Source organism: Actinomadura sp. SCN-SB, assembly GCF_043906805.1.
GTDB lineage: Bacteria > Actinomycetota > Actinomycetes > Streptosporangiales > Streptosporangiaceae > Spirillospora.
In genome coordinates this window covers 166,647-183,813 of the sequence record NZ_JBIMPP010000007.1, presented here as the reverse complement: position 1 = coordinate 183,813, position 17,167 = coordinate 166,647, and the positions used below count along the sequence as shown (strand labels likewise).

Here is a 17,167-nt window from a genome sequence, read left to right as displayed (position 1 = left end):
CTTGGGGATCGCGCCGCTGGGCAGGCGGGTGATGTCCAGCCGGATGAGGGTTCCTTCGATGACGGGCAGGGTGCCGGTCTGGGCGACCCACGCCGAACGATGCGTCAACCGGGGATGCAGCCGATCCCACGAGCGGGCGATGGCCTGCCCGTAGAGGCGGGTGTCGCTGGTGGTGGCGGCGTCTGGAGTGCCCCAGGTGGCGGCATCACCGAAGACCAAATCGCCGCCATGCCGCAGCGGGCGGCCCAAGGTCCCCGGTGCTCGCGGCGGGGCCGCGCATCGCAGGACACGGTCCGAACGCATCCGGACCAGCACCTGAACAGGCAGGCCGTCCAGGAGGTGGGCCAGGCGGGGCCCGTCATAGGCGGCGTCGGCCACCAGCCAGATGTCAGGGTCACCCGAGCGCCAGTGGCCTGCCGCGATCAGACGCTCGATGGTCCGGCGTAGCTAGGCGGCCGTCACCGTGGCGGCGTCCTGGCCCGGTTCCAGACGCCGCGCGTCCGGCGGCGCGGTCCAGGAACTACGGTCGGCCTCCAACGCACAGACCACCGAATACGACCACCCCGGGATCATCAGATGCTGGTCTTTGCCACGCCCGTAGGTGTGACACAAGATCCGCTCGGATGAGGTGTGGGCTTCGGGCCGCGGCCAGCACGTGACGTCCACCGCCGGCACCAGCCGCCCATCAGCGGCCCGCGGCAACCGCACCGCCGGCAGAGCCAGCGCAGCCGCGCGATGTCCGGCCGCCCCCCGGGCCAGTCGGCATATAGCGATCCATGACCGCGGCGGTGCTCACCGACCAGCGACAAGCCACCAGCGTGTGGACGGGACCGTCCGCGCACAACACCGCGTCGGTCAGCTCGAACAACCCATCCGCCCGCGCGGTGAGGCACTGGTAGAACTCGCGCCGGAACCATGACAGCTCCCCGAGCGCGCCAGCAACACCGGCATCGTGCAGCCTGATCATCGAAGCCCTTGGTTGTGATCTTCCGTCTGTCGCAAGAAGGAATGAGCAACCAAGGGGCTTCCACCATGATCAACCGGGGTCCCGCCACCGGCACCCCAGGTTAAAAATCAATAGTTCTTGTTCAGGCCCCGGCGGTGACGGCGCGAAGCTCCCGCGCGGCCGGAAGGGTCTTCGCCTCGCTCGGCAGAGTGCGTAGTACCTGACCGGCCAGTGATGAGCGGAAAGCTGTTCGAGGTGAGGTCTGATACGCCGTGATCGCCTGCTCCAGGCCCGCTTCAACGTCGCGCTGCTGTATGAGCACGGACGCCCGCATGAGCTTCAGATTTCCCACGGCGCCGCGTGTCTTCGGCGGGTAGAGCGAGAGCGCCCGGTCCACTGTGGCAGCCGCTCGGGCGTCTCCTGCGCGGGTGCGGACGTACGACTCGGCCCAGCGCAGATTCGTCTCCCGGAAGGCCAGTACCGAATGCCCATTCGCCGTAGGCAACCGGTCGCACAACGCCTTCAACTCGTCGAGGGCGCCGTCTGCGGCGCTTGTGTTGCCACGATCGGCGGCCACGTAGGCGCGTGCGGCCAGCGCTCGGGCAGCACCAGGAAGCGCTACGTTGCCGCTGATCTGGATCGCTTCGTCGGCGATACCCTCCACCATGTCGGCGGGGCGGCCGGCCCAGAAGGCGTCCTGTGCGGCGCGGCCCCTGACCCAGACGCGTAGCGCTTGGTCGCCGGATTCATCTGCCGCGCGCCGGGCAGTGGCCCACGTGGTGCGGGCGGCGCGCCAATCCCCGGTGTCGCCCAGATCGATCGCCAGGAGTCCCGACAGTCCGGCGGCGACTCGGAGAAGTCCGGCGCGCTGGTCTACGGTCAGACGCCGTTTCAGAAGTTCGCCTACGGCCAGGATGTCGGCGGTCAGGGCTGCGGTGAGTGTCCCGGATGGAGCGGCACCGAATCGTAGTCCGTACTCGTGAACGGTTCGGTCCCATTCGTCCAGGTCGAGGGGGCTGCCGATCGCAGCGTCGATGCTGGACAAGACGTGTTCGAGACTGCCGGGCGGGATCGCGGCGCCCGCGCTGACGGCGGTGAGCAGTTGTAGGGCCGCGCGGCGTTTCACTTCGTCGTCCCCCATGTCGGGAGTGGTCGTTGTTTCCACGGTACTCGTGTGCGTGGCTGTCACTTCCTGCGCGTCGAACAGCTCTTCAGACGGGATGCCGAACACCGTGGAGTATGCCTCTGCCCAGTCGCGGGGAAAGTGCTTGCCCTTCTCCCAATCCAGGATTTGTCGGGCAAGGTTCTTCACCTTGGCTTGGGTGGGCTCGATGTTCAGGGAGCCCAGCAGGTGACGGGCCATCTCCCACTTCCCCCACTGGCGCGCCTCACGCTCGGAGCTGATGCGCGTTGCCCATGCCGGGAGATGCCGGTCGGTCATGGCGGAGCCCTTCCGCTGTGATCAGGGGGATACTCTGCGTCTCCCTCCCCTCTCCGGCATTCTCCTATTTCTTCGTGTCCCGCGAGGTGGATTCACTGTTGATGCCGGGGTGGACACCGAGAGTCAGTAAGGCGAGCGGCCTTGCCCTGGTCAGCAAGACGAAGACGGCCCCGGGCGCGGTGATTTCGCCACCGGCCGGGGCCTCGGCCGGAACGGAGGTCCGACCTGTGAACGATGGTAGAACCGCCGGCGATGGGATCGCCGAGTACTACTGCTGGCAGCGACCCGAACCGCCGGACCTGTACGCCTGGGACGTACCGGACTTGCATGTATGCGGTGTGACCGATGACCCGGCGATCGCCGCCGGGCACGTTCACAACGAGTTGCGGGACGCTCCGCTGGGGACGGTAGGCACAGTGCGCCACATGACGGCGGCGTATACGACCCAACCCTCCTCCTGGAGCGCGCGGCGCGTCGAGGAGGGCGTCAGCTGGACCAGTGAATGCAAGCAGCTCACTAACAGTGAGGTGGTCGGCGCCTTCCGACCGGTGCGCTGATCTGCATCACCCCCGAAATGTGCGGGCGCGGTGCACTGTCCCCTGTGCGCGCGGCAAGTGCCCGACGTAGCCGGAGAAACCGCGACGTGCGGTAGACCACCTGGATGGGTGGTGGTTAGGCGGACCGACTGTTAGCTGCGGCGGCCGGTCCGCCTCATAAGAGGCGTCGCTGCCCGGAAAACTGGCAGCAGGTACGAGTCGACCGCCGGTGTCCCGGTGTCGCCGGAGCGCTGCCACTTCGATCAGGTTCGGTACGTGCAGATGGCGGCGCCGTGGCCGCGTGTCCATGAAACTCACACAGCACGCATTAGCCAGTTCGGGGAGGGCTCGGCGGTTGGTGCTGGCTCTGGCTGATGCTGGCGTGGGATCAAGCGGGGACGCGGATGGCGGTCCAGGAAGGGCGGCGGGAGGCGGCGCTGACCGGGTTCTGGCTGGTCAGGGTCGTTGTGGTTGGGCGGTCATGGCGGTTTTCCACAGAACGCCGTTCACCTGTTGCGGGGCTTGCGGGACCCCGAGGCTTGTGGTGGGCGCTGGTCGAGCGTCCTCCAAAGGCGAAGGGAGTGCGCATGCTTTCGGAGGTCAGGGCGATGCCGCGAGAAGGTAGGAGGGATCTTGGGATGTCGACGGCCGAGTACGCGGTGGGCATGATCGCGGCCGCGGCGTTCGCCGGGCTCCTGTTCAAGATCGTCACGGGTGCGGAGGTGCGCGGTCTGCTCTTCGACATCGTCAAGCGCGCCCTGCAACTGGCCGGATGAAGGGCCGGCGTGGCTGCCAGCGCGGGATGGTGACGGTGGAGATCGCGGTCGCTCTGCCTGCCCTGGTATTGGTGACCGCGCTCGGCATCTGGGGTGTGACCGCCGCGTCCATCAAGCTGGCCTGTACTGATGCAGCGCGGAGCGGTGCCCGGGCCGCCGCACGAGGGGAATCGCTCGTCTCCGTTCGCGCTTTGGTCGCGCGTTCCGTGCCGGCCGGGGCGACGATCCGGATCGCTCGGGACTCGGGTACCTCCCGGGTCGAGATCGACGCACCTGTGAAAGGGCCGGTAGCGGCGGATTTCCCGCCCCTCATCATCCGAGTACGCGCAACGGCGGTCACCGAGCCCGGGGCGAACGAGCTGGGCAGATCCGGCTCAAAGGAACCCGGGGCGCGGGTGCGCAGTGCGTAAGTGATCGAGGACGGTGATCGCCGGTTTCGAGGCGTAGGCGCAGTGGGTCATGAGAAGGGGGTATCGGTGAGGGCTTGGCGGGACCGCGGGTCAGGGACGGTCTGGGTGGTCGCGTTCATGGCGCTGCTCTGGTTCGTTGGAGTCTTGGCCGTGACGGTCGGATCGGTACGGGCGGCTCGGCACCGGGCCGACTCGGCCGCTGATCTTGCGGCGCTCGGGGCAGCCGCTCGGGTCGCCGACGGGGGCGGAGCCGCGTGCCGGGTGGCGGCCGCGGCCGCTGCTCGGTCCGGCACGCGCCTCTCCGGTTGCGTCGTGCGGGGCCGGATCGTCGACGTCTCGGTAGAGCTGGGGCTGCGGGTGCCGTTCGGAGTCGGCGGGCTCAGGGTCACCTCCAAGGCCAGGGCTGGCCCCGCGGGATCCGGTTGCGTAGCCTGACGACCCACTTCGTTGTACTGAAGATCAATAGAGGCGTGGGAGGTGTCCGAAGCGCTTCGCACGGATGCGGCGTAATCCTTGTCGGCATCGTGTGACTTCTGTTACTACGTGGTACGTTACGTTGCGAGTAAGTGCGCAGGTACCACTCGACGCGACGGTTGCAATGGCGGCTCACCTCCGGGACTGGTGGACTCATCCGCCTGGTGAGGTGCTGTTGGAGGCTCGTTCGAGAAGGGGTTGGAGCCGTGACCAGGATCCGCAGAACCGGTGCGATCATGCTGGCGGCACCCCTCGCGATGGCCTTCCCTCTTCTCGGGGCGTCGATCCCCGCCAAGGCCGCCTCGACGAGCGTGCTCTATCCGGAGAACGGCGCCGTGATCCGAAGCGGGTCCCAGCTGACCGCTACCGCCGAGTTCGACTTCGCGCTCGACATGCATCTTCGGGCGGACATACCGGGAGCGAGCAACACCTTCCTCGCCAAGCGCAGCCTGGCCGGCAAGCTCTCGGGCACCATCCCGCTGCGCCGCAATGGCGTCTACAGGGTCTTCCTCCAGGGTGGGATCACCAAGCACGTGTACGACTCGAACACGTTCACGGTGCGGATACCGCCCGCGCGGCCCAGCGGCGTCTCGGCCAAGGTCTCCGGAAACAAGCTCTCCGTTCGCTGGAACCTCGGCCTTGAGGACGACATCTCGGGCTACACGGTCACGGCGGGTTCGGCAGGCTCCAAGAGCGGTAGTGCGGGTGTTCTCTGCGGCGGGTCGAGTTGCAGCACCACCTTCAGCCTTCCGTCGGGCACCACCGGGACGGTGCCGGTGACGGTGCGGGCCAAGCGCCCCGATGGCGTTGGCGGCTCGGTCACATCGGACTCCGCATCCACCAGCGTCACGGTGGTCAGTACTCCCCGGAGTCCGTTCGGATCGCTGCCGTCGTCGGCTCCCCCGGGGAGTCCTCCTACGGTCGGCAGCGCACCCCTGACCCCGTTCAACCAGCAGTCCCCTGTCACGCTGCCCTCCGTCCAGCCCGACGGAGCGGTCCCCGGCATCGCTTACCCGGCACCGCAGGTGGCGGACCAGGCCAAGCCGAAGGCGGACGACGCTTCGGCCATCAGCAGCCTGGAATGGGGCAAGAGCCTGGGTATCGCTCTGGTGCTCCTCGTCCTGGCGGCTCACCTGGGTATGTGGACGCGGCGTATGCGCGTGGCTCAGGCGGGTCTGAGCGAGAAGGGCAGGGCGGCCCGTACGGCACGCAGCGGCACCGGACGTACCAGGGTTCGTAGAGCGCGTGAGCAGATCGCACGGGCCGAAGCGGCCGCGAAGATGAGCGAAGTCCCCGAGCTGATGGCGGCCGATAAGCCCACCACGCGCCGCCGCAGCGGTGACACTCCGGTCAAGCAGGCCATGCGCGAGTCCACGGCGTCGAAGACTCGACGCCGTCCCGCCACCTTCGGTAAAGCCGCCAGCGGTGTCAGCGTGCGAATCGCCTCTTCCTCCACGGGGGGCCGCCGCAGTGGTCGGGGAGAGAGAAGACGACGCCGCTAGGGCGTCCCGTCACGTCTGTGGACATAGGGCCGTAGCTCGCGGTGTGGAAGCGCAGATAACCGCGGACCGTTTGCACACGGCCGTCCATCCGCGACAGTGGCATCGGGTTGATCGACCGCGCGTAACCGTCTGCCTGAAGGAGCCCTGTGTCATCTACTGGAGGAGGTCACAGGCCCAGCCTTGGCGAAAGCGTCACCCCTGCTCATCCTGCGTATCTAGTGCGAGCGGTCAAAAGCCGTTGTCGATGGTGGTCACCGGGGGCAGCGGAGCGACGTACCCCGGTTCGAGGTGGTCATGGGCCCGATCCGGGTCACCCGCATCAACGGCGGGCGACCTCGCACCCGACAAGAAAGGATCAGGGCCGACAAGGCATACTCCCTCCTGCGCGATCCGGGCCCGGTTGCGGCGGCCGGGGGATCGAGGCCACGATTTCCGAACCCGCCGACCAGGCCAGCCATCGGCTCTGGCACGGGCCCGCGGCGGTCGCAGGCCCGGCTCCGACCGGTCGACTACCGCACCCTCACACCATCGAGTGCGGCATCAGTCGGCTCAAACGCCACCGCACTCGCCACTAGGTACGACAAGCTCGACGCCCGTTGTCAGGCCACCGTTCACATCGCTGCCATCGACGCAGGACTCCGACCGACTTTGAAACAGGCGCCCTAGGCAGTGTTGAGAAATGTCCGGTGCGGGCGGCATGTCGCAGCGCCAACGGATCTGACGACCGGCAGTGGCGGGCTTGGGATCGTTGCTGCCCCATGGTGAACGACACGACGCAGGACGTCACTGATGGCGGCAAACGCCGAGCCCTTGACCTGTGAGACCGGGTCAGGGGCTTGGCGGGCGGTTGGGCCTTGGAGGCTCTGGCCAGTGCCTCGTCAGGGTTCCAGGTCGGCCACGCCCTTGCCGCTCAGCATGTCAATCGGTACGGAGATCTGGTCGTGCGCGATCAGCCAGTCATCGTCGATCTTGCGAAAGCCGAAGGTGACCCGGACCCACGTGCCGCTCGTGGCCGTTCCGTTGCTCAGCGTGCCGCTGAGCCGGCCGAAGCAGTGCCCGTAGGCGACATCGGTGCCCACGGTGAGCGTCAGGTCGCGGACCTCGTAAGACACCTCTCGGAAGAGCGTGAACACGTTCGTCCAGTTCTTCAGCTTCGCCGCGATCCCCACGTGCTGCAGCGGCGGCTCGATGTCGAAGGACACGACGTCCGCCGCGTAGACCTGCTCTAGGGCCTTCGGATCCTTGCCCCGGATCCCTTCGACGATCTTGTCGACCTGCTGCCGGATCTTGGCTTCGTCAACCTCGTGCTGTGCGGGCATGAACACTCCTTCGATCAGCGAGGGGTCCCGGTTTGTCACCCCTACGACGAAGTAGCGCTTCGAAGTGTGATGCCTCGCCAGAAGCCGTCTGGAACGCCATCGCCTTTTCGACGGCCCGTGTTCCCGGGTGGGGGCGCTACCCTTCCTCGTCCCGGTCGCGCGGTGTTGAAAAAAAATGATCTTGTCGACGGCTCGGAGCCAGCTGTGGATCGCAGCACCTCGATGGTGGCCCGGTAACGGACGGCGAGCTTGTCATGGCGAGTCGCGACCCCCCGATGCTGTTTCAGCGGGTTGATGCCGCACTTGACCGCGTGGCGGAGCCGGTAGGCGTGCGGGTCGGACACCGGCGGGCGTCCTCCGGCCGATCCCTTGGCCTTGCGGTCGGCCTGCTGATCGGTCTTCACCGGAATGGTGGCCGCGATCCCACGATGGCGCAGATAAGTACGGTTGGCCTTGGACGAATAGGCCCTGTCAGCCAGAGCCCGGGTTTGGACGGGTATGTGGGTTGGTGGGTGCGTGGGTGGTGGGTTTGGTTGTTCGGTGGTGGTGTTGGGGGTGCTTGGGAGCTCTGGTGTTGGAAATGGGGAGGGTCTAGGCTCCCTTGCCAGCCGAGATCTCCTGGATGGCCCGGAATCGCGGAGGAGACGCGCGACATGATCTTCTTGGGGCTGGTGGTAGCGGTGGCGGCCGTCGCGGCCGGAGCGGCCGTCGTGTTGGAGAACACGGAATCGGTCGAGCTCGTCGCCTTTGGCGGGACGGTCCCTGGGATCACCGAAGAGTGGCACGTCTTCATGGCCGGTGCCGTGGTGGCGATCACCTTGATGGCGGGCCTTGCCGTGGCGATCCTCGGAATGCGGCGTTCGCTGGAGATCCGCAGGGAGCTCCGGGATCTCCGGGACGAGCATGAGGAGTCGCTGCAGACGCTGGAAATGGAGAAGCGTCAACTGGAGCAGGAGCTGGCTCAGGTACGGCGGAACATGCCGCCGCCTCTTCCTTCCTCGACTTCGTGATGGGGCGTTGAGGGACCTTCTGGTGGTGTGGTGGCTCGAGGCCGCGGGCCCATCGGCTAGGTGTTCTGTCCTGACAGGTTGGTGACGCGGCTGGCGGGTGGGAGGCCGCCGAGTGCGGTGTGGCCGCGGTGATGGTTGTACATGTGCAGCCAGGGAGCAAGCGCGGCGCGGTGTTCGCTTTCGGAGGCGTAGGGGCGGGCGTAGGCCCATTCGTCCAGCAGGGTGCGGTGGTAGTGCTCGACCTTGCCGTTGGTCTGCGACCGGAAGGGGCGGGTGCGCTTGTGCGCGATCGCGGCGGCGGCCAGGGTGTCACGTCGTAGCCGCGAGCGGTAGCACGAGCCGTTGTCGGTCAGCACGCGCCGGGCGGTGATCCCGCAGGAGGCGAAGAACTGCTGGGCGCGCTGCCAGAACGCGGCGGCGGTCTGCTGGCGTTCGTCGGGCAGGATCTCGGTGTAGGCCAGGCGGCAGTGGTCGTCGATGGCGGTGTGCAGGTACCCGTAGCCGAGGTTGGGGCGGCCGGGGGTCGTGCGGGGCCGGTCCGGATCGCGGTGGGCCGAGCTGTTGCGTCTGCCGATGGCGCGGCCGTGGACGCGGTGGCCACCGCCGTCGGGGATGTTGCCCAGCTTCTTGACGTCCACGTGTACCAGGTCGCAGGGCGCATTGTGTCCGTAGCGGCGCACGGGCCGGCCGGTGGCCCGGTTCAAGTGGGTCAGAGGCGGGCAGCCGTAGCGTTGCAGTACTCGGTGCACCGTGGAGGGTGCCAGGCCCAGGCGGGCGGCGATGCGGGCAGGGCCGGTGGCGGATGCGGGTGCACACGATGCGCCGTTCGATCCGCTGGGGTGTTCGCCGGGGGCTGGTACGCGGACGGCTGGGACGGTCGCTCATGCCCGCTGCGCCCCTGCTGCCAGTACCGGTCGGCCCACCGTTTGGCGGTGGTGGCCGAGACCTCGAACCGCTCGGCGGCGCGCCGCAGCGACCAGCCTTCGTCCACGACACAGCGGGCCAGACGGAGACGACCCAGCTCGGTCAGCGGGGCGTTACGGTGGGGTACGAGGACCTCCCGAGGGGTGGTGCGAATTCTGGTCGACTCACACCACGCCAGGAGGTCCCCCTTGTTCAAGCTCATTGGACCGTGTCGCCGTCACCAACGTCCATGGTCAGTACAACTAGGGGATGGTGGGAGGCTCAGGGGCTTGGCGTAGGAGTTCGGACAGGAGGAGTAGGGCTCCTTGCTTGTCCAGGGGGTCGTTGCCGTTTCCGCATTTGGGGGACTGAATGCAGGAGGGGCAGCCGCTTTCGCATTCGCAGGCGGCGATGGCGTTGCTGGTGGCGCGGAGCCACTCGGCGGCGTTGGCGTAGCCGCGTTCCGCGAAGCCCGCACCTCCCTCGTGGCCGTCGTACACGAAGACGGTGAGGAGGCCGGTGTCGGGGTGGACGGCGGTGGAGACCCCGCCGATGTCCCAGCGGTCGCAGGTGGCGAACAGGGGGAGCAGGCCGATCGCGGCGTGTTCCGCGGCGTGGGCGGACCCGGCCAGGTCGAGGTCGCCCAGGCCCTCGATCTGGGACTCGGAGAGCGTCCACCAGACGGCTCGGGTGCGGAGCGTACGGGGAGGAAGCTCCAGGGGCTTCTCGCCCAGCATCTCGCCTGTTTGGAGGCGGCGCATCTGGTACGCGACGACCTGGCGGGTCACTTCGACCGTGCCGTAGCAGAGCGTCGCTTCGCCCCAGGCGGTGGAGCGGAGCCGTTCCACGATCCGAATGTCCGTCACGTCACGGGCGGTGGTGGAGTAGTCGGGGTCGGCCGCCTCCACCAGGGCGACGGAGTCGTCCAGGTCGAGGGTCTGGACGAGGTAGGACTCCCCCTGGTGGATGTAGACGGCCCCCTCGTGGACGGTGGTGTGGGCCGACGCCTCGTCCACCGTGCCCAGGAGACGGCCGGTCGCGGACTCCACCACCTGGATCGGGGCGCCACCCGCACCGCGTATGTCGGCGAGGTCGGCGGCCTTGTCGCGGCGCGTCCAGTACCAGCCGGTGGGGCGGTGGCGGAGCAGGCCCCGGCGTACGAGGTCGGGCAGGAGGTCTTTGGCGGACGGCCCGAAAAGTTCTTGGTCGGCTTCGGTGAGGGGCAGTTCCGAGGCGGCCGCGCATAGGTGCGGTTCGAGAACGTAGGGGTTGTCGGGGTCCAGGACGGTCGCTTCCACGGGTGTCCCGAAGATGGCTTCGGGGTGGTGGACGAGGAAGGTGTCCAGGGGGTCGTCCCGGGCCACGAGGACTGCGAGGGCCGGCTGTCCTGAACGCCCTGCGCGGCCTGCTTGCTGCCATAGGGAGGCGCGCGTTCCTGGCCATCCGCATACGACGACGGCGTCCAGGCCCGAGACGTCCACGCCCAGCTCCAGGGCGTTGGTGCTGGCAAGGCCGACGAGTGAACGGGAACGGAGAGATGCCTCCAATTCGCGCCGTTCCTCAGGCAGGTAACCCGCACGGTAGGCCGCGACCTGGTCGGCCAAGTCGGGAGCCACCTCGTGCAGCGCGCGCTTGGCTCCGAGGGCGACCGACTCGGCGCCACGCCGGGACCGTACGAAGGTCAGGGTCTGGACGCCCTCGACCACAAGGTCCGCTAGGAGATCCCCTGCTTCGGCGGTAGCGGTACGGCGTACCGGGGCGCCGTGCTCGCCTTGGAGGTCGGTGAGGGGCGGTTCCCAGAGCGCGAAGGTCGCGGGGCCGCGCGGCGAGGCATCGTCGTGTACCGCCACCACGTCCAGTCCGGTGAGGCGGGAGGCTGTGGCGGCGGGCTCGGACGCGGTGGCGGACGCCAGGATGAACGTGGGCTTCACCCCGTAGCGCGTGCAGATGCGGCGCAGGCGGCGCAGTACGTGCGCTACGTGGGAGCCGAACACGCCTCTATACCCGTGCGCCTCGTCAATCACCACGTACCGTAGGCGCCGCAGGAACGCTCCCCAGCGGGCGTGGGAGGGAAGGATGGAGCGGTGCAGCATGTCGGGGTTGGTCAGCACGTAGTTGGCGTGCTGGCGTACCCAGGTGCGCTCGTCGCGAGGAGTGTCGCCGTCGTAGGTTGCCGCGCGCACACGGGTGAGCCGCAGGGCGCGTAGGGCGCGGAGCTGGTCGGCTGCGAGCGCTTTGGTGGGCGCGAGATACAACACGGTGCCTTCGCGCCGCGGGTCCTCCTCATAGATGGCGGCGACGGACGGTAGCAGATAGGCTAGCGACTTCCCGGACGCGGTGCCGGTGGCGATGATCACAGAACGGCCGGCGTGAGCGTGCTCGGCGGCCGTCGCCTGATGCTGCCAGGGGGCCTCGACCCCCGCGGCCGTCAGCCGGTCGCGCAGCAGCGGAGGCGTCCAGTCCGGCCAGTCCGCGCGACGGCCCTCACGTGCCGGAACGCTCTCCACATGCGTGATCCTGTCGCGCCGCGTCGGATCCGCGAGCAGCCGGTCGAGTGGGGACGAAGCTCTTTGGACGGCCATCAGGTTTTCAGTGTGCCAGCCGGGGAACGACAACGGGAACGCCCCGGCGCCGGTGGCCGTTAACCCCCTGCCTTGACCAGTGGATCAGCAGGTCAGACGGACGGCGCGAAGTTTCGCCCGAGTGGGCGATTATCTGCGTGCGCGATGCCGGAGCGTGGTTGAATCACGGGCGAAGTCCCGCGGCCGCGGGCGTCGTACGGCGTCGGGTGGCTACGGGATCAGATAGAGCTGTACGGCGCTGGAGGATCTGTGGACCTGAAGGTGAACGACTACACCACCGACGACGGCCTCACGGTCATCACCGTGGAGGGCGAGATCGATGTTTACACGGCGCCGAAGCTTCGCGAGAAGCTGATCGACCTTGTCAACAAGGGCAAGTTCCACCTCCTGGTGGACATGGAGAAGGTGGAGTTCCTCGACTCCACGGGCCTCGGCGTGCTGGTCGGAGGGCTCAAGCGGGTGCGTGCGCACGACGGGTCGCTGGAGCTGGTGTGCACGCAGGAGCGCATCCTGAAGATTTTCCGGATCACCGGTCTGACCAAGGTCTTCGGCATCCATGACTCGATCGCCGAGGCCGAGGAAAAGCGCAAGGGCGCCAAGTAGCGGCCCCCCGGAAGATGGCGACCGTTGAGCTCTCTTTCAGCGCACTGCCCGTCCACGTCCGGACGGCCCGGCTGATCGTCACCGCGGTGGCACGCCGCAGTGGCGTGGCCGAGGCCCTGCTGGACGAGGTGCGGCTGGCGGTCGGCGAAGCATGCTCCCGGGCCGTGGAGGCTCACCGGCGGCGTTGCCCGGACGAGCCCGTGCGGCTGGAACTGAGCGGCACCGGCCGCCGGTTCGAGGTCGTCGTCAGCGACGCCGTCTCCGCTGACGACGCCGCCAGCGGACTTCCCGACGCCACCCCCCTCGCGTCCGACGACACGGGGCGCGAGCAACTGGAACGCATCTGGGGCGGCGACACGGCGGAACTCGGCTTGGCCGTCATCGCCGGCCTCGCCGACGACGTGGACATCTCCGCCACCCCGAAGGGCGTCCAGATCCGCATGAGCTGGCCCGTCGAATCCGAGCCTTCCCCCGCCTAGCCCCCTGCCCCGCTCGAATGTCGGCGTACGGACGCGCGGAGCGTTCTTGTGGAAGGTAACCCGGGTCGCGCCCGGACCGGCTCGTCGGTCGAGCCGCCTTACGCGCGGGACGCGGTCATCTGCGGCCCGCGTCGCTGGTCTGCTCGCGTGGCGGCCCGGCGGGCACGCTCGATGTGTCGGTTGACCCGCGCCCGGTACGGCATCGTGAACTCGTGCCTTCGCACCGGCCCGACCTTCCGATACGCAACGATCAGCGGGCTCGGCGTGGCGGCCTCCAGCACCGCGGCGGCGCGAGACATCTGCCGGAGGCGCCGTATGCACTGCGGAGTGCATGCACTGCACCACCAAAGGTGGCTCGCCTGGATGCGGACGAGCCGACCCACACCGCGTACTGCGAGCCGGCCGAGATGGAGCGCGGCGACTTCAGGCACATCCGAGTTGCCTTCGGCCTCGCCCTGCCTTGATGGCGCGGCGGGTTGCCGGGGGACCACCGCCGGACCGAGCCGGCAACTTGTTGTGGTGAGATCGCGGTGAGGCGTGGACGGCACGATGAGTGCCAAGCGCTTCGGCGCCTTCGGTCGACCTCAGGTTGAGCTGAGCCCTCGCGAGGCCGACGAGGTTTCCTGAGGTGGATGACGCAGCCGTAAGTGGTTCGCCGTTTGTTGGTACGCGATGTGGACGACGCCCGTGCCCGTGATATGGGACGTGCTGAGTGCAGGCCCGTAGCAGCAACGGTCGCTGCCCTTGCTCACAGGCTAAGCGCGGCGTGGTCGGGAGTCTGCTGTGGGAGCGGCCCGGCGCTTGATGGGCGGGTCTGGTGGCCTTTCTGCGAGGTGACTCGCGCTGCGAGTGGCCGTGGTGGCGGGCACTGGCGCGTGCCACGACGCGCGTGATGGTGGAGTGCGCGCTTGGCTGCCCGCCGATCGGAGTGTGCGTGCTTGCCTGGGTACGCAGGGGGGCCAGGTTGTGCGCCCCGGGTCGTCGCGTTGGCAGCGTCAATCGCCTGCCGGGAGCCATCGCGGGGTCAGCGCGTCCTGCCGGGGTGGTCGGTGGGTGTGAGGGAAGCCGTCGTCGTCCTCATGGTGGCCTGCGTGGCACTCGTTCAGCGGATTCACGCATGTTGTTGGGGGCGGCGCTGGCCTCCTCCTCGTTGGGGTGGGAGCTGTGGCTGGGGTCTTGTGGGTCAGGGGGTGGTTGGTTGGAGGGGTGCTGTCGTCCTCGGGGCGTGTTCGGGCGCCGGGTGCTGGGGGTCTGGTTCTTCTCTTGGGTGGGGTGCTTTCGGGGTTCGTTGCGTGTGGGGTGGGGGTGCTATGGGAGGGTCGTCGTTAACGATCTTGGATTGGAGGGATGGGGGATTTCGGGCTGAGCCTATTTGGGGATTGATGTGAGCCGAATGCCGTCGGGCGACACGCGGGCAGGGGAGTCATGATCCACTTTCGGGGATCGGCGGTGGCAGCATGGGGGTGCCGCGTGGTGGCCGCTACCTGCGAAGACGGCCGGGTCGGGCGCTATCGGGGCAAATTCCTGCGTGCCCGGGATTGCTTTTCGCCGACACCGGGATTATGAGACGGCAAGTCTTCTCTTCCGGCACCTGCCTGCGTAGACTCCCCGCACCCGCGTTGCCGTGCGGGCGTCTCAAGCGCCACCTGCGTGGGTACGCGGTAAAGATCGTCCATATCGGTCAAGATCGCAACGCCCCTGTCGAGGAGGACGGAACGGATGTCTGGGCTTTCCCTGTCAAGCCCGGCCGGCGCAGACGTGGATCTTGGCGGCGGCGACCTCTCCCTGGTCGTCGTCGTCGCCGTGATCGCGCTGCTGGCACTGGTCGTCGCCGGAGGACTGGTACGTGAGGTACTGGCCGCCGGTCAGGGCACCGAGAAGATGCAGAACATCGCGCGCGCCGTGCAAGAAGGCGCGGGCGCGTATCTCAAACGCCAGTTCCGCACGGTCGCGATCTTCGTGATCCTGATCCCGCTCGTCCTGCTCCTGCTGCCGGCCGACTCCAACGGGGAGCGCATCGGACGGTCGATCTTCTTCGTCATCGGCGCGCTGTTCTCCGCCGTGACCGGCTTCGTCGGGATGTGGCTCGCGGTCCGCGGGAACGTGCGGGTCGCGGCGGCCGCCCGCGAGCCGGACGGCGAGAAGCGGGCGATGCGGATCGCGTTCCGCACCGGCGGTGTCGCCGGGATGTTCACCGTGGGCCTCGGCCTGTTCGGCGCGGCGGTCGTGGTGCTCGCCTACAAGGGGGACGCGCCCAAGGTGCTGGAGGGCTTCGGCTTCGGCGCCGCGCTGCTGGCCATGTTCATGCGAGTCGGGGGCGGGATCTTCACCAAGGCGGCGGACGTGGGCGCCGACCTGGTGGGCAAGGTCGAGCAGGGCATCCCCGAGGACGACCCGCGCAACGCCGCCACCATCGCCGACAACGTGGGCGACAACGTGGGCGACTGCGCCGGGATGGCCGCCGACCTGTTCGAGTCGTACGCGGTCATGCTGGTCGCGGCGCTGATCCTGGGCTCGGCGGCGTTCGGTACGGAGGGCCTGGTCTTCCCGCTGATCGTGCCGATGATCGGTGTGATCACCGCGGTCATCGGGATCTTCGCGGTGGCGCCGCGGGACGGCGACAGGTCCGGGATGTCCGCGATCAACCGCGGCTTCTTCATCTCCGCGGTCATCTCCGCCGTGCTGGTCGGCATCGCCGCCTTCACCTACCTCCCCTCGTCCTTCGGTGACCTGACCGGCGTGGGCGACCAGGCCATCAGCGGGCTGGACGCCGACCCGCGGATCGTGGCCTTCGGCGCCGTGCTGATCGGCATCGTCCTGGCCAGCGCCATCCAGCTGCTGACCGGCTACTTCACCGAGACCAACCGCAAGCCCGTCCAGGAGGTCACCGGCAGCGCGCGCACCGGGCCCGCCACGGTGATCCTGTCCGGTATCTCGCTGGGCCTGGAGTCGGCGGTCTACACGGCGCTGGTGATCGGCGGCGCGGTGTACGGCGCGTTCCTGCTCGGCTTCGGCAACACCACGGTCGCGCTGTTCGCGGTCGCGATGGCCGGGACCGGGCTGCTCACCACCGTCGGCGTGATCGTGTCGATGGACACCTTCGGCCCGGTGTCCGACAACGCCCAGGGCATCGCCGAGATGTCCGGCGACGTGCAGGGCGAGGCCGCCGGGGTGCTGGAGCGGCTGGACGCGGTCGGCAACACCACCAAGGCGATCACCAAGGGGATCGCGATCGCGACGGCCGTGCTGGCCGCGACCGCGCTGTTCGGGTCGTTCCGCACCACCGTGGTGTCGGCGCTCCAGGACGCCTCGGCCGACGCGCGGGACGCGCTGGGCGGCTTCGCGACCTTCAGCCTGTCCATCGACAACCCGAACGTGCTGATCGGGTTGATCGTCGGCGCGTCGGTGGTCTTCCTGTTCTCCGGACTGGCGATCATGGCGGTGGGCCGCGCGGCCGGCCGGGTGGTCGTCGAGGTGCGCGAGCAGTTCCGCACCAAGCCCGGGATCATGGACTACTCCGAGAAGCCGGACTACGACCGGGTCGTCGACATCTGCACCCGGGACGCGCAGCGCGAGCTGGCCACCCCCGGCCTGCTGGCGATCATGACGCCGATCGCGGTCGGGTTCGCGCTCGGGTACGCGCCGCTGGGCGCCTTCCTCGGCGGCGCCATCGCCGCGGGCGTGCTGATGGCGGTGTTCCTCGCCAACTCCGGTGGCGCCTGGGACAATGCGAAGAAGCTGGTCGAGGAGGGCAACCTCGGCGGCAAGGGCAGCGAGGCGCACGAGGCCACGGTGATCGGCGACACGGTCGGCGACCCGTTCAAGGACACCGCCGGTCCCGCCATCAACCCGCTGATCAAGGTGATGAACCTGGTCGCGCTGCTGATCGCGGACGCCGTCGTGACCTACGCGGGCAACCTGCCGCTGCGGATCGGCGTCGCGGTCGCCGCGATCGCCGTGGTGGTCGGCGCCATCGTGATCTCCAAGCGGCGCGCCGACCCGATCGGCTCCGGGGACGCCAAGCCCCCGGTGGAGAGCGAGGGCGCGCCGCCCGAGGCCGTCGAGTCCGGCGAGAAGGGCGGCGAGCCGGTCGAGGCCGTCGCGTCCGGTGCCGGGGCGGACGGAGAGAAGGCGGCTTCGGAGCGGCCTCCGGCGAACAAGTCCTGACCCGTCCAGACAGAAGCGT

General features: G+C 68.5%; 15 protein-coding genes and 1 pseudogene. 9 read left to right on the top strand and 7 right to left on the bottom strand.

Going from position 1 to position 17,167, the window contains the following annotated elements; all coding sequences use genetic code 11:
• The 3 genes and pseudogenes from ACGWYJ_RS07155 to ACGWYJ_RS07145 all read right to left on the bottom strand — a co-directional run.
• Window positions 1-666 (bottom strand): annotated as a pseudogene (locus ACGWYJ_RS07155) (transposase); the annotation flags it as partial.
• A 19-nt stretch (window positions 667-685) separates the two neighbouring features.
• Window positions 686-967, bottom strand: coding sequence for a hypothetical protein (locus ACGWYJ_RS07150; protein WP_395104822.1), 282 nt, complete (start codon window positions 965-967; stop codon window positions 686-688).
• Between the two features lie 121 nt (window positions 968-1,088).
• Window positions 1,089-2,387 (bottom strand): XRE family transcriptional regulator, encoded by a 1,299-nt coding sequence (locus ACGWYJ_RS07145; protein WP_395104820.1) that lies wholly within the window; start codon window positions 2,385-2,387, stop codon window positions 1,089-1,091.
• 74 nt (window positions 2,388-2,461) lie between these two features.
• On the opposite strand from ACGWYJ_RS07145, the gene ACGWYJ_RS07140 reads away from it, so the two are divergent.
• The 5 genes from ACGWYJ_RS07140 (at window position 2,462) to ACGWYJ_RS07120 (ending at window position 6,085) form a co-directional block, all read left to right on the top strand.
• Window positions 2,462-2,944, top strand: coding sequence for a hypothetical protein (locus ACGWYJ_RS07140; protein ID WP_395104818.1), 483 nt, complete (start codon window positions 2,462-2,464; stop codon window positions 2,942-2,944).
• A gap of 353 nt (window positions 2,945-3,297) precedes the next feature.
• Window positions 3,298-3,699, top strand: a complete 402-nt coding sequence (locus tag ACGWYJ_RS07135) for a DUF4244 domain-containing protein (protein WP_395104817.1) — start codon at window positions 3,298-3,300, stop codon at window positions 3,697-3,699.
• A 26-nt stretch (window positions 3,700-3,725) separates the two neighbouring features.
• Window positions 3,726-4,109 carry a TadE family type IV pilus minor pilin gene (locus ACGWYJ_RS07130; protein WP_395104815.1) on the top strand — a complete coding sequence of 128 codons (384 nt, stop codon included), beginning with the start codon at window positions 3,726-3,728 and terminating at the stop codon, window positions 4,107-4,109.
• Complete coding sequence (locus tag ACGWYJ_RS07125; protein WP_395104813.1) at window positions 4,110-4,544, top strand: Rv3654c family TadE-like protein; 435 nt, start codon at window positions 4,110-4,112, stop codon at window positions 4,542-4,544.
• A gap of 245 nt (window positions 4,545-4,789) precedes the next feature.
• The gene (locus ACGWYJ_RS07120; protein WP_395104811.1) at window positions 4,790-6,085 is read left to right on the top strand and encodes a hypothetical protein; all 1,296 of its coding nucleotides are present in this window, start codon (window positions 4,790-4,792) and stop codon (window positions 6,083-6,085) included.
• Between the two features lie 878 nt (window positions 6,086-6,963).
• Here ACGWYJ_RS07120 and ACGWYJ_RS07115 read toward each other — a convergent pair.
• Window positions 6,964-7,404, bottom strand: a complete 441-nt coding sequence (locus ACGWYJ_RS07115; protein ID WP_395104810.1) for a YybH family protein — start codon at window positions 7,402-7,404, stop codon at window positions 6,964-6,966.
• A gap of 653 nt (window positions 7,405-8,057) precedes the next feature.
• Between ACGWYJ_RS07115 and ACGWYJ_RS07110 the strand changes: the two genes are divergently transcribed.
• A complete protein-coding gene (locus tag ACGWYJ_RS07110; protein ID WP_395104809.1) occupies window positions 8,058-8,414 on the top strand; it encodes a hypothetical protein in 357 nt (118 codons plus the stop codon).
• 56 nt (window positions 8,415-8,470) lie between these two features.
• Here ACGWYJ_RS07110 and ACGWYJ_RS07105 read toward each other — a convergent pair whose 3' ends face one another.
• Genes ACGWYJ_RS07105 through ACGWYJ_RS07095 form a run of 3 tightly spaced genes read right to left on the bottom strand, consistent with a single transcriptional unit; the run spans window position 8,471 to window position 11,899 of the window.
• Entirely contained in the window at window positions 8,471-9,163 is a 693-nt protein-coding gene (locus tag ACGWYJ_RS07105) for an IS481 family transposase (protein WP_395104807.1), read from the bottom strand.
• Window positions 9,124-9,540, bottom strand: coding sequence for a helix-turn-helix domain-containing protein (locus ACGWYJ_RS07100; protein WP_395104805.1), 417 nt, complete (start codon window positions 9,538-9,540; stop codon window positions 9,124-9,126). The genes ACGWYJ_RS07105 and ACGWYJ_RS07100 overlap by 40 nt, the downstream gene beginning before the upstream one ends.
• A 40-nt stretch (window positions 9,541-9,580) precedes the next feature.
• Complete coding sequence (locus ACGWYJ_RS07095; RefSeq protein WP_395104803.1) at window positions 9,581-11,899, bottom strand: DEAD/DEAH box helicase; 2,319 nt, start codon at window positions 11,897-11,899, stop codon at window positions 9,581-9,583.
• Between the two features lie 249 nt (window positions 11,900-12,148).
• Between ACGWYJ_RS07095 and ACGWYJ_RS07090 the strand changes: the two genes are divergently transcribed.
• From ACGWYJ_RS07090 to ACGWYJ_RS07080, 3 genes are all read left to right on the top strand, one after another.
• Window positions 12,149-12,502 carry an STAS domain-containing protein gene (locus ACGWYJ_RS07090; protein ID WP_131955879.1) on the top strand — a complete coding sequence of 118 codons (354 nt, stop codon included), beginning with the start codon at window positions 12,149-12,151 and terminating at the stop codon, window positions 12,500-12,502.
• Window positions 12,503-12,516: 14 nt separating this feature from the next.
• Window positions 12,517-12,981, top strand: a complete 465-nt coding sequence (locus ACGWYJ_RS07085) for an ATP-binding protein (protein ID WP_395104801.1) — start codon at window positions 12,517-12,519, stop codon at window positions 12,979-12,981.
• A 1,719-nt stretch (window positions 12,982-14,700) separates the two neighbouring features.
• Window positions 14,701-17,148 carry a sodium-translocating pyrophosphatase gene (locus tag ACGWYJ_RS07080; RefSeq protein WP_395104799.1) on the top strand — a complete coding sequence of 816 codons (2,448 nt, stop codon included), beginning with the start codon at window positions 14,701-14,703 and terminating at the stop codon, window positions 17,146-17,148.
• Window positions 17,149-17,167: the final 19 nt, after the last annotated feature.

Coding starts and splice junctions, on each gene's coding strand:
- ACGWYJ_RS07085 (WP_395104801.1), top strand. CDS start 12,517: ATGGCGACCGTTGAGCTCTCTTTCAGCGCACTGCCCGTCCACGTCCGG.
- ACGWYJ_RS07095 (WP_395104803.1), bottom strand. CDS start 11,899: ATGGCCGTCCAAAGAGCTTCGTCCCCACTCGACCGGCTGCTCGCGGAT.
- ACGWYJ_RS07150 (WP_395104822.1), bottom strand. CDS start 967: ATGATCAGGCTGCACGATGCCGGTGTTGCTGGCGCGCTCGGGGAGCTG.
- ACGWYJ_RS07080 (WP_395104799.1), top strand. CDS start 14,701: ATGTCTGGGCTTTCCCTGTCAAGCCCGGCCGGCGCAGACGTGGATCTT.
- ACGWYJ_RS07115 (WP_395104810.1), bottom strand. CDS start 7,404: ATGCCCGCACAGCACGAGGTTGACGAAGCCAAGATCCGGCAGCAGGTC.
- ACGWYJ_RS07145 (WP_395104820.1), bottom strand. CDS start 2,387: ATGACCGACCGGCATCTCCCGGCATGGGCAACGCGCATCAGCTCCGAG.
- ACGWYJ_RS07110 (WP_395104809.1), top strand. CDS start 8,058: ATGATCTTCTTGGGGCTGGTGGTAGCGGTGGCGGCCGTCGCGGCCGGA.
- ACGWYJ_RS07135 (WP_395104817.1), top strand. CDS start 3,298: ATGCTGGCGTGGGATCAAGCGGGGACGCGGATGGCGGTCCAGGAAGGG.
- ACGWYJ_RS07130 (WP_395104815.1), top strand. CDS start 3,726: ATGGTGACGGTGGAGATCGCGGTCGCTCTGCCTGCCCTGGTATTGGTG.
- ACGWYJ_RS07100 (WP_395104805.1), bottom strand. CDS start 9,540: ATGAGCTTGAACAAGGGGGACCTCCTGGCGTGGTGTGAGTCGACCAGA.